Origin of the sequence: Micromonospora sp. WMMA1923, from assembly GCF_049179195.1 — a bacterium.
Lineage (GTDB): Bacteria > Actinomycetota > Actinomycetes > Mycobacteriales > Micromonosporaceae > Micromonospora > Micromonospora yangpuensis.
The window spans coordinates 5,944,112-5,965,959 of the sequence record NZ_JBMHLZ010000001.1; the positions used below are offsets into that span (position 1 = coordinate 5,944,112).

Genomic DNA, 21,848 nt, shown 5'->3' on the forward strand with positions numbered 1-21,848 from the left:
GGTCAGGATGGTCGCGTGCTTGACGGAATCGACGACATCCAGTGGTCACGACTCGGCCACGCCTACGGGTCGGCCGCCGACGTGCCCGACCAGATCCGCGCCCTGCGCTCACCCGAGCAGCCGGTGCGCCAGCAGGCCCTGAACGCGCTCTTCGGCAACATCTTCCACCAGGGCACCCGCTACCAGGCCAGCGCGTACGCGGTGCCCTTCCTGCTCGAACTGCTCGCCGACCCGGACACGCCGGAGCCGGACTGGTTGCTCACCCTGCTCACCTCGCTGGCCATCGGTTACGACGAGAGCTTCCTGCCCGACGGCTTCCCGGTCGGTGAGTGCCGCCAGGCGGCGCGGGGCGGACGGGAGCTGCTCGCCGCCAAGCCACCACCGTGGGTCGGCGAGGACGAGGACGAGGACGACAAGGAGTACGTCGAGTACGAGTACGTCGAGTCGCTGAGCGCGGCGGACCAGGACCGGCTCTGGACGTACGTCGCGTTGGCGGTGTACGACGCGGTCCGGGCCGGCGTCCCGCTGTTCCGTAGCCTGCTCGACCACTCCGACCCCGGGGTACGGGCCGGAGCGGCGTACGCGTTGGGCTGGTTTCCGGAGGAGGCGGCCGGCAGTCTTCCCGCCTTGACCGCACTGATCGCGGGCGGTGGCCGGGCCGAGCGAGTTGGCGGCGTCGACGCCGAACGGCCCGACGGCGCGGACTTCGAACCGTCCGACGGCGCGGAGGTCGAACGGCCCGACGGCGCGGACTTCGAACCGTCCGGCGGGGCGGACTTCGAACCGTCCGGCGGGGCGGAGTTCGAACCGTCCGGCGGGGTGCGACGGACGCCAGCCGAGGTGGCGACCGCTGTGGTGGCGGCGGGGCTGCTCGGGGCGGCACCGTACGCCGGCCTGCTGGCCGATCCGCGACCCGTGGTGCGCTGGGCAGCGGCCGTCGGGCGGGCCCGGGTGCTGGGCGCGGAGGTCGACGCGGCGACCGTCGACGAGTTGCTGCGGTGGCTGGCCGTCACCCCGGCCGGGTCCCCACACCGACCCGAGACCGACGGTCACGTGCCGTTCCTCGACGGCGACCTGGGCGGGTACGCGGCACTGGCCCTGCGGCAGCTCGGCCCGGCCTACGCCGACCGGGCCTTCGACGCGTTGCTCGACCGGCTGCCCGCCGTCAGCGGAACCGAGGCGTTGCCGGTGGCCACGGAGGCGCTGCGGACGGCGTTCCCGGCCGGCGCACCCCCCACCGGCGCGCCGGTCGCCGAGTTGCTCCCCGATCAACGGCGCCTGGTCGAGGTGCTGGCCCGTTCGCCGCGACCGTGGTTGATCGGCGAGAGCGTCTTCGGCAACTTCAGCTCGTTGCTCCGCGGGTACGGCCTGCCCGCCGACCGGGACGCGATGCGGGCGTATCTTGCCGACAGCGTCGGGGTGGCCGGCGGAGGGCCTGGCTGAGGCCGCACCGACCCACATGGGCGGGGCGGTCCAACCGACGAACATTCAGCGGACGGCGGTCCGGCGGCGGGAGGCTCGGCGGTGGATCCGGCGGCGTAGCCACCTGGCCGCCTCCAGCAGTCCGGTGACGGCCACGGACAGTCCGACGCCGACCAGGATGCCCTTGACCGGGTCGCGTTCGAAGGCCAGCCCGCCGAAGTAGCCGAGCAGCCCGCAGTAAAGGGCCCACAACGTGGCCGCGAGCGCGTCGTAGAGCAGGAAGAAGCGCAGCGGGTAGCGGACCGCGCCCATGGTCAGGGTCACTGCGGTTCGTCCACCGGGCAGGTACCGGGCGGTGGTGAGGATCATGCCGCCGCGCCGGTCCACCGCCCGGCGGGCCCACCGCGACCCGGCCCGCCGTCGGCTCTCGGCCGGTGACCGGTCCAGCCGACCGCTGCCGCCGTACCGTCCGACGGCGTACGAGAGGTGGTCGCCGGCGAGCGCGCCCAGGGCGGCCAGCACGATTACCCAGGTCAGGTCGGGTGGACCGGTGGCTGCGAAGACCCCGGCGGTGACCACCACCGTCTCCCCTGGGACGGCCGGAAAGACCGCGTCCACCGCCGTGATCACGAAGATCACCAGGTAGACCCAGGGCGAGGTGACCGTCTCCCGGAGCAGGTCGAGCAGCGACTGCATGCCCCCATGCTCGACGGTACGGCTTGACGAATGCCGCGAAACGGTGCTTCTCGGGCTAATGACTGCCTGGTGGTGGCGCTCCTTGACGTAGCCCGAGGCTGGTTCGGGGTCACGGTCCGGATCTTGGAAGAAAAGTGCCCCTATCGGGGCCTCATTCTTCCAAGATCTTCGGCGAAGGGCGAAGGGCGAAGGGCGAAGGGCGAAGGGCGAAGGGCGAAGGGCGAAGGGCGAAGGGCGAAGGGCGAAGGGCGCAAGTCTCCCACGTGACCATGGCTGTTGCAGACGCACAGCAGGCATAAAAATGGGGCAAGTCCGGCCCAAACTCCCTTCTGCTCCCCGACCACCCCCCGACCCACCCCCCGACCCACCTGCCCCGTCACCGCCGAAGCGGAACCCGATGTAGATCTTGGACACTTACCGTCCAAATAGAACGGTAAGTGTCCAAGATCTACACCCCGGCCGGGTGTGAAGAGGGCGAGGCGCATCGGCCGTGGGAGGGGGTGGGAGTCGGGGCGTTCTGCGGGTCAGGGTTGGTGGCGGTGACCGGGCGACCGAACCACCCCTGTCCCGTCAGGCCTGGGAGGCGTCGACAGCAGGCGGGGTGATTGGAAGAAAACGGCCCTGGGCCCTGCCGCAGATGCCTCGCAGGCGGGACGTCGGGGGCCGCTCGGCTAGGCGACGGGCGTCGGCAGGGCACGGGCCCATTCGACCTTGCCCTCGGCGGTGGGGGAGTGGGAGGTGAGCACCACCGGTACGTCGAGGGCCACCGACACCGCCTCCGGCCAGTCCTCCGGCGTCCCGGGGTCGTACACCGGACGGGCGTCGAGCAGCCGGGCGGTCAGTGCGGCCTGCCGATCGAGGTCACCGGCCGGACCGGGCACCAGCGGGTCGAAGCCCGGGTCCGGTGCCGAGCCGCCAGGGCGACGGGGCATCAGCGGGTCGAGGGCCCGGCCGGGGACCGGCCCGCCAGGGTCGCCAGGCACCAGCCGCTCGGTGACTGAGCCGTCAGGGCCGCCAGGGACCAGCCGGTCGGTGGCCGAGCCGTCAGGATCGACAGGGACCAGCCGGTCGGTGGCCGAGCCGTCAGGGCCGACAGGCACCAGCCGGTCGGTGACCGAGCCGTCAGGGCCGCCGGGGGCCAGTTCGTCGGGCGTACTGTAGCGGCGGCAGATCCGCAGGTCCAGGCCCCGGTCGGCGAGGTCGAGGTGGGTCAGCGCCAGGCCGTCGACGCCGCCGACCACGTCGAGGGCGTACCGGTGGGCGACCGCGTCGAAGTGGCCGAACCGGAAACGCCCCTGCCACGGGTTCGTCGGGTTGTGCGGGTCGGCCAACGGCAGTGTCGGGTCCTCGGTGACCAGCGGACCGGGGCCGTGCCGGGTGGTGACGGTCCGCAGTACGCCCAGCCGCTCGGCCTGCCCGGCCAGCCCGGCCTCGGCCAGTAGCGCCTCGGCGTTGGCGAAGGTGGTGGTGCTCCAGGTGGTGTACGGGTGGAAGCCGTGCCACTCGTCCAGCAGCACCCCCTGCGCCCCCTCGAAGACGCAGGTCCCGGCCCGCAGCACCCCGGCCAGGTACGTCCGGTCGACGATGGTCACCCGCTCGGCGAATCCGGTGAACGCCGGCAGGCAGTCCTCGACCGGCGGGGCGTCCAGCGGCCCCAGTTCGGCGGTGAGCCGGTCGGCCAGCGCGGTGAGGCGACGGCGCAGCACCACCGGGTTGTGGCAGTCGGCGACCCGGGGTGCCTCGTCGGGGTGGCTCAGCGCGTACGCCATGGTCTCGCCCACGCCCAGCCCGCACGAGCCGTGCCGGTCGTCGCCGCGGGCCAGCTCGCGGGCCCGGTTGGCGGCCCGGTGGTACGGGGTGGCCAGCAGCGCCTCGCCGTCTACGGTGAGCCGGTCGAGGGCGTCCGGCACGCCGACGGCGGCCAGGTGCTCGGCCTCGGCGGCCAGGGCCAGCGGGTCCACCACCACCTGCCGGGCCAGGTGGGTCCGCACCCCGGGGCGGAACGTACCCGCCCCGAACTGGGCGAACGTGTGGTGTCGGCCGTCACGCAGGACGACGTTGTGCGCCGCCTGGGCGCCCCCGTTGAAGCGGATCACGGTGTGCACCGGGCGGGTGGCGCAGAGCCAGTCGACCACGGTGCCCTTGCCGGCGTCACCGTAGGAGAGGTCGACGACCATGACGTGTCGCCCGCCGGCCCCGATTCCCCCACCGGTCCCGTTCGGGCGGGGGAACCGGGGCCGGCGGTGCCGGTCCCCGGCCCGGCCGGTGCCACCACCGACCGGACCGGGCGTGCGGGTGGTCGGGTTCATAGCCGGGTGACCCCACGGGTCGCCGGGCGGGTCGCCGCCGGCAGCGTCGATGCCACGGTCTGCCGGCCGGCGCGCAGCGGGGCCAGCGCCTTGGAGACCGTCGCGGTGGCCGTCGAGCCGGCCCGGTCCAGGTCCCGCAGGCCCTCCTCCAGCTCGATGGCCTCCTCGCCGAGGCCGATGGTGAGCGCGATGGTCTCGCAGACCGCGTCCAGGTCGTCGAGGGTGACGGCGTTCTGCCCGAGCAGGTCGCGCCAGAAGTCCAGCACCTTCGAGTTGCGGGCGTAGTGGCTGCCGGCGGGGAGCAGGTAGTACGTGTCCCAGCGCTCGGTGACCTCGTCGACGATCCGCCGGACCGGGATGTCCTCGCCGATCCGGTCGCCGATCACCCCGGTCACCTCCCGGTGCTTGACCCCGGCGTACGCCAGCTCGTCGCCGATGATGAACAGGTAGCCGCGTCGGCCGCGCCTGTCCCAGCTGTCGGTGGCCGTGTGCCGGGCCATGAAGTACAGCGCCAGCTCGTACGACTCCATCATCTGGCCGCCACCGCCGCCCTCCAGGACGATCCGGCCGAGGTCTTCGTCCATCCGGTTGTCCGACTCGAACTGCCCTACCTGCAGAGGCACCCGGTCGCAGGTGGCGTCGCCGATCGCGCCGAACATGATCTGCGGGTCGCGGGCGTACCCCTGGCGCTGGAGCAGGCCGAGCAGTTGCGGCAGCTTCTCCTGCAGGGTGCGGGGCACGTGCCCCATCGATCCGGTGACGTCGAAGAGCACCGCGATCGGGGTCGACTGCGGGTGCTCGGCCGAGTCGCGGGCCTCCCGCATGGCGTCCCGGGGGTCCAGCGCCGGGTGGACCGTGCGGGCCCCGCTGTCGCTGTACGAGAAGGCGCTCTTGCCGGCGGCCCGGCGGTACTTCTTGGCCGCGTCGTAGACGTTGGTGGACCAGACTCCGCTGCCCATGGCAGCCTCCTTAGGGGGTGAGGGTGAAGGGTCGGAAGGTGCGGGGGCCGTAGACCCGTTCCAGCACCTGGTCGAACTCGCCCAGCAGGTGCCAGGCGTCGTCGGGCCGGGACCGTAGCTGCCGTTGCTGGCAGCCGCGGGCGAAGGCGAGCAGCTCGCGTGGGGCGCGGCGGCCCATCAGCCAGGTCATGCAGCGGGCCGCCATCGCCAGGTCGGTGCCCGCCCCGGCCGGCTGCCGGTTGGTCACCTCGGCCGGGTACCAGTCGTCGAAGCCGGGGACCAGCGCCGGCACGGTGTGGCCGAGCGGGGTCGAGAAGCACCAGTCGACCAGGACCAGACCGTGCGCGTCCGGCTCGATCAGGACGTGCCGGGGCAGCACCGCGCCGTGCGCGATCCCGGCCCGGTGGGCCAGGCCGAGGGCGACCAGCAACCGCCGCCACATCCAGGCCGCGTCCCGCGGGTCGACCCCGTCCGGGTACGCCTGCCGCACCTCGTCCAGGCTGTGCAACCCGGGTACGGCGGCCAGCACGTTGACCCGCCGTTCGGCACCGGTGGCCGGGTCCCGGTGCCGGAAGCTCTCCACCAGCCGTGGCACGTACGGCAGGTGCCGGGGATCGCCGCGCTCGACGATGGTCTCCAGCGCGTGCACCTCGCGGGCCATCAGGTCGTTGTCGGCCGGGTTCCGGGGCAGCTTGAGCAGCCGGTCCGCCCCGACGTCGTAGAGGTCGGCCAGGTCACCGGCGTGCCGCAGCGCGCCGAGGCGGTAGTCGCCGAGCGGGACACCGCCGGTGCGCTGGGCCTGCCACCTGGTGGTGACCTGGACGAACGCGTCGGTGGCTGTGGCGCGTACCCGGTCGGTGGTGTTGCCCAGGCGGTCGGGGTGCAGGGCCGCGACCAGCTGGCGGTAGCGGCGGGCCGGGTCGTCCGCGCCGAACAGGTCGGCGTCGGTACGGGCGGCGGCGACCAGCCGCAGGGCCTCGTCTGTCCTCACCGGATCGTCTCCTCCCGGGCGGGGCGCAGCAGCGCCGGGTGCAGCAGGCGGGCGTCGCCGGCCCGGTAGAGCCGGGCGCGCGGGCCGCCCCGCGCCCCGCCCCGCTCGGTGCTGGTGCCGGTGCCCTCCACGAAGCCCGGCACGGAGAGCACCTTGCGGTGGAAGTTGCCGGCGTGCAGCTCGTGCCCCCAGACCGTCTCGTAGACCGCGCGCAGCTCGCCGATGGTGAACTCGGGGTCGAGGAAGCGGGTGGCCAGCGGGGTGTACTCCAGCTTGGACCGGGCCCGCTCCAGGCCGTCGTCGATGATCCGGGCGTGGTCGAAGGCGAGCGGCCGGCTGGTTAGCGCGGTCACCGGCAGCCAGGCTGCCTCGTCGGCGTCGCTGCCGGCGGCCGGGTCGGGCAGGTCGGGGGCGAACGCCAGGTGGGCCACGGAGACGATCCGCATCCGGGGGTCCCGGCCGGGGTCGCCGTAGCTGGCCAGCTGCTCCAGGTGCACCCGGCCGAGCCGCTCGCCGCCGAGCCCGGTCTCCTCGGCCAGCTCGCGGCGGGCGCCGGCGAGCAGGTCCTCGTCGGGGTGGACGAAACCGCCAGGCAGGGCCCAGTGCCCGGCGTACGGCGGCTCGGCCCGCCGGATCAGCAGCAGGTGCAGCGCGCCGTCGCGGACGGTCAGCGCGACCACGTCCACGGTCACCGCGACCGCCGGGTACGCCCGGGGGTCGTAGTCGGCGAGAAACTCCTGCTCATTCACGGTACGCACTCCCTCGAAGGCGTTCATCTCGATCTGAGAAGAACTCGATGTGAGAACAACGTAGCTCACGATCGGGTGACTGTCCAGCCCCGCAGTCGCTGTCTCGGTCCTTGATCGACTCGGTTGGGCGGATATGGTGGTGTTCTGGGTGCCTGGATACCGCCATATCAGCCCAACCGAGTCGATCACCGTCTGGTCGGATCGGTCAGCTTCCTGGTGGTAGGGATCGAGCCCAGGAGAGGAACCGGCGGTCCAACTCGACGGGTGTCGGGTGGGCCCCGATTTGGCGAAGCTGGTCGCCGGCGTGCGCGAGCAACGCGCCAAGCTGGATCAGCAGCGCGTCCCGTTCCCCGGCAAAGCGGCGGAGGAGCGCCTCGCGGGCCGGCTCGCACGGCCACTCCTGCCGACACTGCGAGCAGCGCCAGAGCGGACGCATCGGGGTGTGCGCGGTACCCGGCTCGTCGGCCACCGGATACCGCGAACGCATCAGGTACAGGGCGATCCGTCGGGCCTCGTCGTCGGTCAACCGGGTGACGAAGACGAAGCGGCGTACCACCTCTACGGCCGGCAACTGGGGCAGGTCCCGGATCGCCCGGTGGGCCAGGTGGAGCAGCGCTCCGACCATCTGCGCGTCTCCTCCGCCGGCCCGAAACGACGGGCACGGCCACGGCTCGCCGCAGAACCCGCAGTCCCACAACGGCCCGTACCCGAGGTGTCGGGTCTCCCAGTCCAGCAACCCTGATCCCGTCACCGCCGGTCACCCCGCATCGATCGCCTCGCCGAACCGGATGTCAGGCCGAGCTGTCGATGCCCACCCTGTCGGCTGAGACTCATCGGGTACCCCTCTCGATAGGTCGGACCGCCGAGTGGGGTCCTCCGGTGACTCGCGTGTGCAGGGCTCCACGGTGGACGTCCGGCCCGTACTCTCGGAAGAGTTGTCGAGTGATCGCGGAACGTGACAGTCGGTCAGGGTCTTGCGGCAAACGACCGGACCTGTCAGGGAAAGGTGTGGAACGCGTGGGAGTCTCTCCTTCCGAGTACCTGATTCGTGAGCTGCGACGGCGTCGGGTAGCGGCCGGGCTCACGCAGGCCCAACTCGGCGAGCGGGTCTTCTGCTCGGACTCGCAGGTGAGCGCGATCGAGACGGGAACGAAGCAGCCGACGCTGCCGTACCTGACCGCTGTCGACGGCGCGCTGGCCACCGGCGAGTTCTTCGCGACGCTCTGGACCGAGCTGGTCAAAGGCGACGCGGCCCCGGTCTGGATGCGTGAGTGGATCGAGATCGAACGCGAGGCAACCGCACTGCGCTGGTACGAGCCGGCGTTCGTGCCTGGTCTTCTCCAGACTGAGGGGTATGCGCGGGCGACCTTCCGGGCGGCGCGGGTCCCAGTAGCGGATCTTGACCGATGCGTCGCGGCACGGCTGGGACGGCAGGCGGTTCTCGAACGGGATCCAGCTCCACAACTTTTCGTCATCCTCGACGAGATGGTCCTTCGCCGCGTCTGTGGTGATCCAGGCGTGATGGCCGAGCAGGTCGTGCACCTGCTCACCTACGCCGACATGCCACATATCCAGTTGCACGTCGTGCCGCTCTCGGCTGGCATCTACTCCGGGCTCGCTGGCGCGTTCATCCTGGCGGACCTGCCTGACGGATCACGGGCCGGCTATGCGGACACCCAGCTGTCAGCGCAGATCACCGATCGACCGGAGCCAGTTGCTAGCCTTGGGCTGTCGTGGGACGCCGTCCGAGGCGAAGCTCTCCCGCTTGGACAGACACTCGACGTACTCAAGGAAGCGGCGAAGACATGGACAGTGTGACGGGTGCTCGGTGGCGTACATCGTCGCGTTCCTCGACCAACGGTGGAGCCTGCGTCGAGGTCGCCGACAACCTTGCCGTTGTCGTGTTGGTGCGGGACACCAAGGACCGCGATGGTGGGACGCTCGCCTTCTCGCCCTCGGCGTGGCGTGCGTTTGTCAAGCAGAGCGCCCTACGGTGCGCGACTTAAGTGCTCTCGTGACGAGCTTCCCGAGGAATGAACCCGGTCAAGCGCAGCTCATCATGCATGTGCCGTAGGAGGGCAAGTCTCACAGAGGATCGTGCCTGACGGTTCGCGAATAGGGCATCACCGGCATGGCCGCTCATCCGGGCTCAAGGAGAGTGGTGGCCTTGGCCTGAAAGTCAATGGCTTCTCGGACCTCAGGGCTGTCCACAGCCTGACTGGTGCGCAGCAAACTCGGTTCAAACAGGACTATAAATCGTGCGCATGTCTCCCTTACACTTCCGAAGTGGCTGACAACGAGCAGGTGTTGCTTGATCAAGTTCTGGTCCAGCGGCAAGCCGAAAGATCCGTCCCAATTCGAGACGATGAGGCCTTCGAGCTCTTCGCTTCAGAACAGGCTCTAGCCGTTCGGCAACTCTCTTCAGAGGAAGTAGCCGAGGGTGTCATCGGAGGCAGTAACGATGGAGCCATTGACGCAATCTATATGTTTGTCGATGGCGTTCTCTTGTCCGAAGATAGTGATTTGCTGCAAGATGGGTTCTCGGCAAGCAGGCTCCCACGTGGGGTCAAGCTCCATCTTTGGCTGGTGCAGGCAAAGCGGGAAACGTCGTTCACCGAGACGGCCATCGACAAAGCAGCTGCCGCGCTTTCGCGACTCCTTAGCCTGTCAGAGGATGAGGAAGATCTCCTGAAGCTCTACTCGCCGGGTACTGTGTCGCGTACGGGCTTTTTTCGAAAATCTCTTCGAGTGCTAGCTACCCGGCACCCTCAGGTAGAAATCCACTTTGTTTATGCGACTCGAGGGCGGACAACTGGGCCAAACTCGATTAATGCCAAAGTCGAAATAAAGGCACGAGATCTGGAGAGACAGCTAGCTAGCGTGATATCTGGCGCCAAAGGTCACGTTGAGTTCCTTGGAGCGGCAGAATTGTGGCGGCGAGCAAACGCCGTTCCCTCGTATACAACAGAACTCACCTATCAAGAAAATGCAACTAGTGGTAACAGTCACGTAGCACTCGTAAGGTTGCGTGACTATGTTGCTTTTCTAAAGGATGAGGATGGCCAGTTGCGGCGACATATTTTCGATTGGAATGTTCGCGACTATCAAGGTGATGTAGAGGTGAACCGCGAGATCCGTGAATCGCTGGATAATGTCGATGGCCCGGAGTTCTGGTGGCTCAATAACGGGGTGACTATCGTATGCTCAAAAGCGACGGCGGTCGGCAAGACGTATTCCCTTGATGATGTCCAAGTGGTCAACGGACTTCAGTCATCCCATACGATATTCAATTTCTTCAGGGCTGCGCCAGAGGGTCATCCAGCTTTCGATCGCTCCGTGCTCGTCCGAATCTTGGTTACTGGGGACGACCTTGCCACCCGTGACCTTGTAATTCGGGCGACTAATCGTCAAACCTCGGTACCGGCAGCCTCGTTGCGGGCAACCGACGATATTCAACGGGATATCGAAGCCTATTTTCTTGGAAGAGATTGGTATTACGATCGTCGGAAAAACTTTTATCGAAACAGCGGGCGCAGCCCGGAACGGATTGTGAGTATCTCGCTGCTCGCCCAGGCTGTCATGGCAATGGGGTTGAGTCGACCTGACAACTCCCGAGCTCGTCCTTCAAGTCTTCTGAAGCGCGATGAAGAGTACCGGCGGATCTTTTCCAAAGAAATTCCGGTGGAGATCTATCTTTGGGTTGCTCGCGCCCAGAAAGAGATCGATGCATTTCTGGCTTCTGAGGTGGCGGAGGTGAGCGTAGCTGAACGAAATAACTACCGTTTCCACTTAGCAATGGTGGCGACGTCGAAGCTTGTTGGACAACCTGTGCGATCTCCAAAGCAGCTGAGTCGACTAGCTTCGGCTGGCACGCCGCTGGCGGACGCAGGGCTGCCAGAGTCCTTGGATTTTCTTCGTGCCGAGTTTGTTATTCACACAAGTCGGACAAAGAATTCGCTCGATAAAATTGCCAAGGGCCCCGACTTTGTCGAACATCTTCTGGCGATTCCTCCAGCGGAAATGAGCAAAAACTCAAACTTTGCGGCACGTTTCATCAGAGCACTTCGCTAGCGAACGTTTCTTGGCGAAGTTCAAGCTAATGTCGATGCGGTTGTAATCCAAGGCGGCAGGGCAGTGGTGGTGATCAATGGAGTGCTGAGTGCATGGACCTGACGGGCGCTCTGTGGCGTACGTCGTCACGTTCCTCGACCAATGGCGGTAACTGCGTCGAGGTCGCCGACAACCTTGTCGGCATTGTGCTGGTGCGGGACATGAAGGACCGTGCTGGTGGGACGCTCGCCCTCCCGCCGTCGGCGTGGCGGGCGTTCGTCGGACAGTTCAGCGCTGAGCGAGGCTGGTCAGGGTGCCGGTGAGGTGGGGACGGCCGGTGCGGGGATCGTGCAGGGCGAAAGCGCCGTCGGGCGTGCTGTGGAAGCCGACCGTCGACGGTAGCCGCACCGGTGCCTTGAACTCCACCGCCACCGTGTACGCCGCCGGCAACCTACCCGCCAGCGCGGCCAGGCAGCGGGCCTTGCTCCACATGCCGTGCGCGATCGGGCGGGGGAAGCCGAACAGGCGGGCGCCCAGCCGGGAGGTGTGGATCGGGTTGTGGTCGCCGGAGACCCGGGCGTACTCCGTACCAGTCTGCGGGGTGACCCGCCAGTGGGCGGAGGCCGGCGGCGGCGTGGGACGGTCGCGGTGGTCGCGCCCGGCGCGGCCGTCGGGGGTCGGCTCCCGACGCAGGTACGTCGAGACGCCGTGCCACACCGGCACCCCGGCGACCGAGGCGAGCAGCACCACGTCGACCTGCCGGCCCCGCTCGTGCGGGCGCAACCCCTCGGCGTACGCGACCAGGTCGAGGGTCTCGCCGGCGTCGATCCGGCGGTGCACGGTGATCCGGTTGGCCACGTGCACCAGGCCGATCAGGGGCAGCGGGAAACCCGCACCGGTCATCAGCCGCAGCGCCAACGGAAAGCCGAGCACGTGCGGGTACGTCCCCGGCACCTCGTCGGTCAGCCGGAAGCCGCAGACCCGGTCGTACTCGGCCAGGTGGGTCCGGTCGACGGTGACCCCGGCGACGGCGAACTCCACCGCCGGCAGGGTGTCGCCGCCCCGGCGGCCGCCCAGCGGCAGCGCGCCGAGCAGGGCCCGCCGGTACGACGGCCCGGCCGTCGGCAGCCGGTCCAGCTCGATCCGCGTCCGGTCGGTCATCAGGCCCCCAGCAGGCTCTGGCCGCAGACCCGGACCACGTTGCCGGTGACCGCGCCGGAGGCGGGCCAGGTCAGCCAGCCGATCGTCTCGGCCACGTCCACCGGCAGGCCGCCCTGGGCGAGGCTGTTCATCCGGCGACCCGCCTCGCGCAGCGCCAACGGCATCTTGGCGGTCATCCGGGTCTCGATGAACCCGGGGGCGACCGCGTTGACGCTGATCTCCCGCTCCCGCAGGGCCGGGGCCAGCGACTGGACCAGGCCGATCACGCCGGCCTTGCTGGTGGCGTAGTTGGTCTGCCCCCGGTTGCCGGCGATCCCGGCGATCGAGGAGACCGCGACCAGTCGCCCGCCGGCCGGGACCAGTTCCCGCTCCAGCAGAAGATCGTTGATCCGTTCCTGGCTGGAGAGGTTGACGTCCAGGACGGTGTCCCACCGGTCGGGGTCCATCCGGGCCAGGGTCTTGTCCCGGGTGATGCCGGCGTTGTGCACCACCGCGTCGACGCGGCCGTACCGTCCGGCCAGGTGTTCGGCGAGCCGGGCCGGCGCGTCCGGGGCGGTCAGGTCGAGCTGGACGGCGCTGCCGCCGAGCCGGTTCGCCACCGCCGCGAGGGCGTCACCGGCCGCCGGTACGTCCAGGGCCACCACCTGAGCGCCGTCGCGGGCCAGCACCTCGGCCACCGCCGCGCCGATGCCCCGGGCCGCCCCGGTGACCAGGACCACCTGCCCGTCCAGGGGGCGGTGCCAGTCCGTCGGGGCGGTGGCCCGGCCGGAACCGACCCGGATGACCTGCCCGGAGACGTACGCCGACCGGCCGGAGAGCAGGAACCGCAGGGTCGCCTCCAGGCTGACCCAGGTGCCGTCGTCCGCGTCGCCGGTGACGTAGACCAGTTGGGCGGTGCTGCCGCGCCCGAACTCCTTGCCGATGCTGCGGGTCAGCCCCTCCAGGGCCCGCTGGGCGGTCGCCTGGCGGGGCGTGGCGCACTCCTCGGGCGGGGTGCCCAGCACGACCACCCGGCCACCGGAGGCCAGCGAGCGGGCCCTCGGGTGGAGGAAGTCGTACACCTGACGCAGTTGGGTGGAGTCGACGATGCCGGTGGCGTCGTAGATCAGCGCCCCGTTCGCCGCCCTCCGCCGGTCGGCCGCGCCGGCCGTCGTGTCCGCAGCGCCGCCTGCTGGTTCCGCCGTGCCGGTGGTCGGGTCGGTCGCGGTGTCGCGCATGGTGGCGCCGGTGGCCAGCAGGATCCGGCGGACCCGGTCGGTGAGCCGCCCGTCGCCGCCGAGCACGAACGGGGCGGGCAGCAGCGGATCGCCGGGGGTGAACCGGCGCAGTCGCGGCGGGTCGGGCAGACCCAGGCGCTTGACCAGGGCACGGCCGGCCGCCGATTGGACGAAAGTCGCGTACCTGTCGGTCATGGGCGTAGCCTACTGGTCGGTAGGTTGTCGGCAAGTCAGCACAACGGAGGCGGGTTCGTGCAGAGCATCCGGCGGGTCGCCGTCATCGGTGGCAACCGTGTCCCCTTCGCCCGGTCCAACTCCCGGTACGCCGACGCCAGCAACGCCGATCTGCTCGGCGCGGCGCTGGACGGGCTGGTCGCCCGGTTCGGGCTGGCCGGTCAGCAGGTAGGCGAGGTGGTCGCGGGGGCGGTGCTCAAGCACTCGAAGGACTTCAACCTGACCCGTGAGGTGGTGCTCGGCTCGAAACTCGACCCGCGCACCCCGGCGTACGACATCCAGCAGGCCTGCGGCACCGGCCTGGAGGCGGTGATCCTGGTCGCCAACAAGATCGCCCTCGGGCAGCTCGACGTGGGCATCGCCGGTGGCGTCGACAGCACCTCCGACGCGCCGCTCGCGGTCAACGAGGAGCTGCGGCGTACCCTGCTCCGGCTCAACTCCGCGCGTACCCTCGGCGAACGGTTGAAGCTCGCCGCCCGGCTGCGCCCGCAGCAGCCGTTCCGGCCGGAGCTGCCGCGCAACGCCGAGCCGCGTACCGGACTCTCCATGGGTGAGCACGCGGCCCGGACCGCGGTGCGTTGGGACGTCGACCGGCAGGCCCAGGACGAGTTGGCGCTCCGCTCGCACCAGCGGCTCGCCGCCGCGTACGACCGGGGGTTCTTCGACGACCTGGTCACCCCGTACCTCGGTCTGACCCGGGACCAGAACCTGCGCCCGGACACCAGTGTGGCCAAGCTCGGCGCGCTGAAGCCGGTCTTCGGCACCGACGGCCCGGACGCCGGGCGGGCCACCCTGACCGCCGGCAACTCCTCCCCGCTCACCGACGGCGCGTCCACCGTGCTGCTCGCCTCCGAGCAGTGGGCCCGGGAGCACCACCTGCCGGTGCTTGCCTGGTTCTCCTGGTCACAGACGGCCGCGGTCGACTTCGTCAGCGGCGACGAGGGGCTGCTGATGGCCCCGGCCTACGCGGTGCCCCGGCTGCTGGAGCGGGCCGGGACGAAGCTCCAGGACTTCGACTTCTACGAGATCCACGAGGCGTTCGCCGCCCAGGTGCTGGCCACCCTGGCCGCGTGGGAGTCGCCGGAGTTCTGCGCCGACCGGCTCGGCCTGGCCGCCCCGCTCGGCCCGATCGACCGGGACCGGCTCAACGTGGTCGGCTCCTCGTTGGCCGCCGGCCACCCGTTCGCCGCGACCGGCGGCCGGATCGTGGCCACCCTGGCCAAGCTGCTCGCCGAGGCCGGCACCGGCCGGGGCCTGATCTCCATCTGCGCCGCCGGCGGCCAGGGCGTCACCGCCATCCTGGAACGCTGAGCGCGTCGGCGCGGCCGCTCCGCTGCTGTGCGGAGCCTTGAAAGATCTTGGAAGAAATGTGCCCCTCCGGGGGCCGAAATCCTCCAAGATCTTCTGGCTCGTGCGCCCGGTGCGACGGCGACATGCCCTCCGGTGCCTGTCGAGCTGAGTCACCCACGACATCGCCGCCCACCAACCGCCGCAACGTAGATCTTGGACATTTACCGTCGTATTCGGACGCTAAATGTCCAAGATCTAAACCGTCGAGAGCAAAGTGTTCCGGCTCGGGCGGGGTCGGGGTTGGCAGCCGAGGACTTTGGGGAGATCTGTGGTCACCCTGGCGACCACAGATCTCCCCGAAGCGGGCCGGGGCTAGTTGTTCTTGAGGGAGTCGACGAAGGTACGCCAGCCCTGGGTGTCGAAGGCCAGGGCGGGACCGGCCTTGTCCTTGCTGTCCCGGACGGCGACAACTCCGGGAATGTTGTCCGCGACCTCGACGCACTGACCGTTGCTCTGGCTCTTGCTGCTCTTGCGCCACTTCGGCTGCACGGCCGTTCCTCCTTCTGCTACGCCAGCTTCCTGGCGGCATCGGCGATCAACTGACGAGACTTCGTGGAGCTGAGGGCCGAGCTATGCAGGTGTGTATAGGCCAGGGTAACCCGGCGCATGTCCTCCTCACGCTCCAGATACACGTCGCCGCCAAAGCTCTCGACGTAGGCGACCGGGGTGTGCACATCCTTCGGAAACTCAAGGATGGCAACCGAACCGAGCATTCCCGGGTGGGCGCCCTCACCGAACGGCAGAACCTGGATGTCGATGTTGTCGCGTTCGCTCATCTCGACCAGGTGGAGCAACTGCTCGCGCAGCACCTCCCGACCACCGACCTGGCGGTGAAGCGTGCTTTCGTCGATGATCGTCCAAAGGTTGAGCAACGGCTCCTCGGTGAGGCATGCCTGTCGCGCTAGTCGTACCTGGAGTCGTTTCTGTCGCTCGGCTGCCGCCTCGGTCATCCGCTGCTGGTCGAAGATGGCTTGGGCGTACCGCTCGGTCTGGAGTAGGCCGGGCACGGCGGCCAGCTCGAAGTTCCGGATCGCCGTCGCAGCGGATTCCAGCCCGATGTACATGCTGTACGGGGCGGGAAGCTGACCGAACTTCGCCCACCAGCCGCGCTCCTTGCCTTGGCGCTGAAGGTCCAGGGCGGTCTCCCGAAGACGGTCGTCGTCAACTCCGTACCGCGTCAGCATCACGATCACGTCGGCCCGGCTGACCCCGACGTCGCCAGACTCGATCTTGTAGACCTTGGACTCGGAACAGCCCAGCTCTGCCGCGACCTCCTTGTGCGAGACCTTCGCCGCCTCGCGGAGTCGGTGCAGCTCTCTGCCGAGCTGCCATCGCGCGATCGTCGGGCCACTTGCCCTCGCCACGTCTACCTCCAGGGTCGTGAACACCGCCAGTGTTCTCCTCTCCACCTCCGAGATCAAGGAACGCGGAGCGAATCCGCTAGTTCCATGGAATTCTTCCATGGAACTCTAGACTTCTCGCATCAGCTTTGTCACTCTCTGAGTGGAAGCCGTTACGTTCCTGGAGGTCTGATGGCTCGGCATGCGAAGAACCCAACGCGCACCGGCCCGCGGTGGCGGCTCTGGCCGTTCACCCGCCGCCGGGCGAGCCCACTCGACCGTCTGGGTCAGCCGCCGAGCTATGCCACGCCGGAGGTGTCGTACCGGGCTGTGGGGGTGGCCCGGGTGGTCTACCTGCCGGAACCGCTGTTGCTCACTCTCGCCGGGGAATACCGGGCGGGTTGCTGGTCATGACGGCCCGGCGGACGCCCCACCTGGTCCAGCAGGCCTGGTACGTCCTGGAATACCACCGGCATCACCGCTGTCCGGACTGCACGGACAGCGCCTGGTGCCGGGCGGTTCGACTCGCGCGTACCCGGCTCGCGGCCTGGTACCGCTACCGCCAGGGGCAGCGGTAACCCGCCCCACCACAACATCAGTCGCAAGGGGATGGTGATGAGCAGACGTACCCGTAGCAAGCCTGACCGGCCGGGCGCGGCCGAGATCCAGGCCGCCGAGCAGCAGGCCGCCGAGCACGAGGCAGCCAGGCAGCGGATTCTCGCCCAGGCCGAGGCCGAGCGGACCCCGCTCGACGACATCACGCAGGCCAAGCCGGATCGGCGGGGCCGACGGTGAGCGTGGACGAGGCGATCGACGACGAGGCCATCAGCGTCGTGGGGCGGCGGATGGTGGCCGTTCACGACAGTGGTCGTCCGTGCTGGCGCTGCACCGCCGACACGGTTGCCACCTGCGAGGAGCTGACGTGGTGGCGGTCGCAGCTCGCCGCCCTGGCCCCGCGAGTAGCAGTGGCCCCGTCAGCAGTGGGGGCGACGCGAGCGGCGGTGGCGTCGTGAACGACGGTCTGCCGGTCGGTCGGCGGGTGGCGTACTGGCGGCAGCGGCGGAAGATGTCGCAGCAGGTCTTCGCCGACCGGCTCGGTAAGTCCAAGTCGTGGGTCGACAAGGTCGAGCGTGGGGTACGCCGGCTGGACAAGTGGTCGGTGCTGCGGGAGGTGGCCGAGGCGCTCGACGTCGACCCGGACCTTCTCCTGGGCGAGGCCACCCCACCCCGGCCCGCCGACGAGACCACCGCCGACGTCGAACCGATCCGGGCCGCGCTCACCCGCCACCCCGGCCTGCTACCGATGACAGCCGATCAGACCCCGACCGACCCGTGCCGGTACCGCACCCGACTCGCCCACGCCGACGCCGTCTACCAGCACGCTGACTACCCGACGCTGCTCCGGCTCCTGCCCGACCTGCTCGACGACACCCACGGCCGCGTGCTCCCCGCCGAGCTGCGCATCCAGGCGTACCGGCTCACCGCACAGCTCGCGGTGAAACTCGGCGCGACGGAGGTGGCGTGGCTGGCCGCCGACCGGGGCCTGGCCGTGGCCACCGGCACCGACGATCCGCTGCTGGAAGCGGTCGCCGCCCTGCCGTTGAGTCAGGCGCTACGCGCCGCCGGCCGGCACCGCGCCGCCTTCGAGACCACGATCACCGCCGCCCACCAGATCACCCCACTCACCCCCGATTCGGGTACGCCAGCCGAACGCGCGGCCAGCGCGGCACTGCTCGTCCAGGCCGCCCTTGCCGCCGCAGACCACGACGACCCGCCGACAGTGTGGGACCTGCTCGACGACGCCACCACGCTCACCGCCCCGGACGGGCCCGAGCGGGCAGCGGTCGACGCGGCCCGGGTCACCACCGCCGCCACCCTCGGCGATCACCACACCGCCATCGACCTACACCAAACCCTGACGGTACGACCGCTGCCGATCGAGCACCGGGCCGCGTACCTGCTCGACGTGGCCGGGGCGTACCTGGCGGCCGGCGACGCACCCGGGGCGGCGCGGGCCCTGCTCGCCGCCGACCAACTCGCCCCACCAGAGCTACGGGTACGACCAGCCGGGCGGGCGATGCTTGCCGAGACGCTTACCCGGTCACCAGCCCCGGACCCGCACCTGCGAGCGCTGGCCGAAGCCGCCGGGGTGAATGGTGCCTGGTGACGAGGTTTACTCCGGATGCTTACTCGTCACGGCTGCCACGCTATCCCTGAATGCGCAACCCCGCCGGGGTCGGTGAGGGGTAGGTTAGCGACCCACCCGGATCCGGTCGGCTGCGTACAGCTCGCGGGACCCGTCGGCACGGAGGACCACGAGCACCGGGACACCTTTGCCACCGTCCCCGCCGCGTCCCGGCTGCTCATGAGCGCCGACTGGCTCGCACCTGCGGAGGTACGGGTACGCCCAGCCGGCCGAGGAGCCCTCGCCGACATCCTGACCAGATCACCAGCCCCCCCGACCCGCACCTGGTAGCCCTGGCCAGGAGTGTCGGCGTCGGTGGCCCCTGGTGATGGTGCCGCCGGGCAGGGTTGTCTAAATGGCTGGCAAGCCCACCCCCGCTTGATCGCGACAGCCGCTAGTCTGTGGGGTCAACCTGACGCGACACCATGGGACGAGGCACGTGATAACCGGTGAACTGAAGAGCAAGATCGACCGCGTCTGGGATGCCTTCTGGTCGGGCGGCATCTCGAACCCGCTGGAGGTGATCGAGCAGATCACCTACCTGCTCTTCATCAAGCGCCTGGACGAGATCGAGGCCCGGGAGCTGTCGAAGCTGGCGCGCTTCCCGGATGCCCCGGTCATCCTGCGGTTCAAGCCGGACCAGCAGGAACTCCGCTGGTCCACGTTCAAGCGCCGGGACCCGGAGACGATGTTCAAGATCGTTGCTCACCAGGTCTTCCCCTACCTCCAGACGCTCGGCAGCGACGGGTCGACGTACTCGGAGCACATGCGGGATGCCCGGTTCACGATCTCCAACCCGGCGTTGCTCGACCGGGTGGTCGACATGCTCGACAAGATCCCGATGGAGGACCGGGACACCAAGGGCGATATCTACGAGTACATGCTCGGCAAGATCGCCACGGCCGGTCACAATGGACAGTTCCGTACGTCCCGGCACATCATCCAACTGATGGTCGAGATGATGGCCCCGACGCCCGCTGACGAGATCTGCGACCCGGCCTGCGGCAGCGCCGGCTTCCTGGTCGAGGCCGGCGAGTACGTCCGCCGCACGCACCCGAACGCGCTGCACGATGCGAGGCAGCGGAAGCACTTCCACGAGGAAATGTTCCACGGCTTCGACTTCGACGCCACGATGCTGCGGATCGGCAGCATGAACATGCTGCTGCACGGCGTGGAGAGCCCGGACATCCGCTACCGTGACTCGCTGGCCGAGAGTGTGGGTGGCGAGTCGGAGAAGTACTCCCTGATCTTGGCCAACCCGCCCTTCGCCGGCAGTCTCGACTACGAGAGCACCGCCAAGGACCTCCAGCGGGTCGTCAAGACCAAAAAGACCGAGCTGCTCTTTCTCGCACTCTTCCTCCGGCTTTTGGAACCCGGTGGCAGGGCGGCTGTAATCGTGCCGGACGGTGTGTTGTTCGGGTCGAGCAAGGCGCACAAGGAGCTGCGCCGGATGCTGGTCGAGGACCAGAAGCTGGACGGCGTGGTGAAGCTGCCCAGCGGCACCTTCAAGCCCTATTCGGGCGTCTCCACGGCGATCCTGCTCTTCACCAAGACCAACAGCGGTGGCACCGACAACGTCTGGTTCTACGAGGTGACCGCCGACGGCTGGAGCCTGGACGACAAGCGGACTCCGCTCCTGCCAGTCGAGAAACTGGGGCCGGTGCCGGACGAGGCGTTGGCCGAGGGCGAGCACGCGAAGAACAACTTGCCAGATGCCTTGGCGCGCTGGTCCCGCCGGGACGGCGACGAGTTGCAGCGGGCACGGACCGAACAGAGCTTCTGCGTCCCCAAGGCCGACATCGTGGAGCAGGGCTACGACCTGAGCCTCAACCGCTACAAGGAGGTTGTGCACGAGGATGTCGAGCACCGCGCCCCGCTCGACATCCTGGCCGACCTCGAACGCCTGGAATCCGACATCCAGCAGGGCATGTCGGATCTGAAGGGGATGCTCGGATGACGGCTACGTTGGAGTTGTCCAAGCTGGCCGATGTCGCGTCGATAAATCCGAGGCTCGTTGTACGCCCAGAAGCTGAAGAGCTCATTTCGTTCATTCCAATGTCGGCGGTCGACGCCGTGACCGGAGCCACTGATAGTTGCCAGGATCGCCCGTTCGCTGAGGTGAGTAAAGGCTATACTCTTTTTGCAGACGGAGACGTTCTCGTCGCCAAGATCACGCCTTGCTTCGAGAACGGAAAAATCGCCCAGGCGCGACTCGCTCGATCGGTGGGTGTTGGGTCTACCGAGTTCCATGTGATCAGACCGAAGAGTGCGCGACTGGATGCACGCTACCTTCTCCATTTCCTGCGCAGGCCGGCGGTTAAATTGGCTGGCGAAAGGCGAATGACCGGCAGTGCCGGACAACGGCGGGTGCCAGAGTCTTATCTTGCCAATCTTGCGATTCCGATGCCTTCTATGGATGAGCAAAGGCGGATTGCAAAGGTGCTGGATCGGTCGAACGAGTTGCGCATCAAGCGCCGTGAAGCCCTCGTGCACCTCGATGATCTCGCCCAGTCAATTTTCCTCGACATATTTGGCGATCCTGTCGCAAATCCAAAGGAATGGCCTGTTGCGGCAATGTCTACGCTTTTTGATAAACCGCCTACCTACGGCACGATGATCCCAGCCTCGGCGCTAGGCGGATCTTGGCTGTGCCTGCGCGTAGCGAACATCCAGGATTGGAAGATCGACCTGTCGGACCGAAAGTATGTCGACCTTGAGGGGTCTGGTTTAAATCGTCACGTTGTGAAAGACGGCGATGTTTTGCTTGCGCGGGCGATCGCAAGCCAGGAGCATCTCGGTAAGGCCGTGGTCGCCCACCCCGGGAAAGGTCAGTGGGCGTTTGATTCTCACCTTATGCGGCTCAGTTTTGACGCTCGTCGAGCGAATCCGGAATATATCTGTGCGTTTTTTAGGAGCTCGGGTGGCAGAAGTCTGTTTCTTCGGGTAACGAGGCGTTCATCGGTACAATTTAACATCAATACAAAGGAGATTTCCAAACTGTGCTTGCCTGTGCCTCCCGTGGCACAACAGAACGAGTTTGCGGGTCGGATGCAGGAAGTTGAAGATCTTCGCGCGGCCCACCGAGGCGCACTCGCAGAGCTGGACGCGCTCTTCGCGTCGTTGCAGGATCGGGCCTTTCGGGGGTTGCTCTGATGTGAGAGGCTGTAGGGCTGTCCACTGTGGGG

The 21,848-nt window shown here is 68.5% G+C and carries 20 protein-coding genes; 10 read left to right on the top strand and 10 right to left on the bottom strand.

The features are described from left to right. Positions 1 to 15 precede the first annotated feature (15 nt). Entirely contained in the window at positions 16 to 1,443 is a 1,428-nt protein-coding gene (locus ACN28G_RS27030) for a HEAT repeat domain-containing protein (RefSeq protein ID WP_421480626.1), read from the top strand. Positions 1,444 to 1,488: 45 nt separating this feature from the next. Here the strand turns inward: ACN28G_RS27030 and ACN28G_RS27035 are convergent, their stop codons facing one another. The 6 genes from ACN28G_RS27035 to ACN28G_RS27060 all read right to left on the bottom strand — a co-directional run bounded on the left by ACN28G_RS27035 (position 1,489) and on the right by ACN28G_RS27060 (position 7,751). Then, positions 1,489 to 2,118 carry a DedA family protein gene (locus tag ACN28G_RS27035; protein ID WP_091432963.1) on the bottom strand — a complete coding sequence of 210 codons (630 nt, stop codon included), beginning with the start codon at positions 2,116 to 2,118 and terminating at the stop codon, positions 1,489 to 1,491. Between the two features lie 671 nt (positions 2,119 to 2,789). Further along, a complete protein-coding gene (locus ACN28G_RS27040; RefSeq protein ID WP_421480627.1) occupies positions 2,790 to 4,427 on the bottom strand; it encodes an adenylosuccinate synthetase in 1,638 nt (545 codons plus the stop codon). Next, the gene (locus tag ACN28G_RS27045) at positions 4,424 to 5,386 is read right to left on the bottom strand and encodes a hypothetical protein (protein ID WP_091432972.1); all 963 of its coding nucleotides are present in this window, start codon (positions 5,384 to 5,386) and stop codon (positions 4,424 to 4,426) included. The genes ACN28G_RS27040 and ACN28G_RS27045 overlap by 4 nt, the downstream gene beginning before the upstream one ends. A 10-nt stretch (positions 5,387 to 5,396) precedes the next feature. Then, on the bottom strand, positions 5,397 to 6,377 hold the full coding sequence (locus ACN28G_RS27050; protein WP_091432975.1) for a serine/threonine protein kinase: 981 nt from the start codon (positions 6,375 to 6,377) through the stop codon (positions 5,397 to 5,399). Further along, positions 6,374 to 7,126, bottom strand: a complete 753-nt coding sequence (locus ACN28G_RS27055; RefSeq protein WP_091445732.1) for an NUDIX hydrolase — start codon at positions 7,124 to 7,126, stop codon at positions 6,374 to 6,376. Before ACN28G_RS27055 ends, ACN28G_RS27050 begins: the two co-directional genes overlap by 4 nt. A gap of 205 nt (positions 7,127 to 7,331) precedes the next feature. Continuing rightward, a complete protein-coding gene (locus ACN28G_RS27060; protein WP_421480628.1) occupies positions 7,332 to 7,751 on the bottom strand; it encodes a hypothetical protein in 420 nt (139 codons plus the stop codon). A gap of 383 nt (positions 7,752 to 8,134) precedes the next feature. Between ACN28G_RS27060 and ACN28G_RS27065 the strand changes: the two genes are divergently transcribed. The 4 genes from ACN28G_RS27065 to ACN28G_RS27080 all read left to right on the top strand — a co-directional run bounded on the left by ACN28G_RS27065 (position 8,135) and on the right by ACN28G_RS27080 (position 11,499). Beyond that, the gene (locus tag ACN28G_RS27065) at positions 8,135 to 8,944 is read left to right on the top strand and encodes a helix-turn-helix domain-containing protein (protein ID WP_421480629.1); all 810 of its coding nucleotides are present in this window, start codon (positions 8,135 to 8,137) and stop codon (positions 8,942 to 8,944) included. Then, a complete protein-coding gene (locus tag ACN28G_RS27070) occupies positions 8,941 to 9,132 on the top strand; it encodes a DUF397 domain-containing protein (protein ID WP_421480985.1) in 192 nt (63 codons plus the stop codon). The genes ACN28G_RS27065 and ACN28G_RS27070 overlap by 4 nt, the downstream gene beginning before the upstream one ends. A gap of 280 nt (positions 9,133 to 9,412) precedes the next feature. Beyond that, the gene (locus ACN28G_RS27075; protein ID WP_421480630.1) at positions 9,413 to 11,197 is read left to right on the top strand and encodes an AIPR family protein; all 1,785 of its coding nucleotides are present in this window, start codon (positions 9,413 to 9,415) and stop codon (positions 11,195 to 11,197) included. A gap of 92 nt (positions 11,198 to 11,289) precedes the next feature. Further along, positions 11,290 to 11,499 carry a DUF397 domain-containing protein gene (locus tag ACN28G_RS27080; RefSeq protein ID WP_421480631.1) on the top strand — a complete coding sequence of 70 codons (210 nt, stop codon included), beginning with the start codon at positions 11,290 to 11,292 and terminating at the stop codon, positions 11,497 to 11,499. Here the strand turns inward: ACN28G_RS27080 and ACN28G_RS27085 are convergent. Continuing rightward, a complete protein-coding gene (locus tag ACN28G_RS27085) occupies positions 11,465 to 12,337 on the bottom strand; it encodes a MaoC family dehydratase (protein WP_421480632.1) in 873 nt (290 codons plus the stop codon). The genes ACN28G_RS27080 and ACN28G_RS27085 overlap by 35 nt on opposite strands. Further along, a complete protein-coding gene (locus ACN28G_RS27090) occupies positions 12,337 to 13,749 on the bottom strand; it encodes a 3-oxoacyl-ACP reductase (RefSeq protein ID WP_421480633.1) in 1,413 nt (470 codons plus the stop codon). Before ACN28G_RS27090 ends, ACN28G_RS27085 begins: the two co-directional genes overlap by 1 nt. 57 nt (positions 13,750 to 13,806) lie before the next feature. On the opposite strand from ACN28G_RS27090, the gene ACN28G_RS27095 reads away from it, so the two are divergent. Further along, complete coding sequence (locus tag ACN28G_RS27095; RefSeq protein WP_091432985.1) at positions 13,807 to 15,099, top strand: acetyl-CoA C-acetyltransferase; 1,293 nt, start codon at positions 13,807 to 13,809, stop codon at positions 15,097 to 15,099. Between the two features lie 351 nt (positions 15,100 to 15,450). Here ACN28G_RS27095 and ACN28G_RS27100 read toward each other — a convergent pair whose 3' ends face one another. Further along, entirely contained in the window at positions 15,451 to 15,627 is a 177-nt protein-coding gene (locus tag ACN28G_RS27100; protein ID WP_421480634.1) for a DUF397 domain-containing protein, read from the bottom strand. 17 nt (positions 15,628 to 15,644) lie between these two features. After that, positions 15,645 to 16,526, bottom strand: coding sequence for a helix-turn-helix domain-containing protein (locus ACN28G_RS27105; RefSeq protein WP_175440406.1), 882 nt, complete (start codon positions 16,524 to 16,526; stop codon positions 15,645 to 15,647). Between the two features lie 567 nt (positions 16,527 to 17,093). On the opposite strand from ACN28G_RS27105, the gene ACN28G_RS27110 reads away from it, so the two are divergent. The 4 genes from ACN28G_RS27110 (at position 17,094) to ACN28G_RS27125 (ending at position 21,816) form a co-directional block, all read left to right on the top strand. Continuing rightward, a complete protein-coding gene (locus ACN28G_RS27110; RefSeq protein WP_421480635.1) occupies positions 17,094 to 17,273 on the top strand; it encodes a hypothetical protein in 180 nt (59 codons plus the stop codon). 214 nt (positions 17,274 to 17,487) lie between these two features. Beyond that, the gene (locus ACN28G_RS27115; RefSeq protein WP_421480636.1) at positions 17,488 to 18,645 is read left to right on the top strand and encodes a helix-turn-helix domain-containing protein; all 1,158 of its coding nucleotides are present in this window, start codon (positions 17,488 to 17,490) and stop codon (positions 18,643 to 18,645) included. Between the two features lie 457 nt (positions 18,646 to 19,102). Then, the gene (locus ACN28G_RS27120) at positions 19,103 to 20,620 is read left to right on the top strand and encodes a type I restriction-modification system subunit M (protein WP_421480637.1); all 1,518 of its coding nucleotides are present in this window, start codon (positions 19,103 to 19,105) and stop codon (positions 20,618 to 20,620) included. Next, positions 20,617 to 21,816: a restriction endonuclease subunit S gene (locus ACN28G_RS27125; RefSeq protein ID WP_421480638.1), complete on the top strand. Its 1,200-nt coding sequence runs from the start codon at positions 20,617 to 20,619 to the stop codon at positions 21,814 to 21,816. The genes ACN28G_RS27120 and ACN28G_RS27125 overlap by 4 nt, the downstream gene beginning before the upstream one ends. The last annotated feature ends 32 nt before the right edge of the window (positions 21,817 to 21,848 follow it).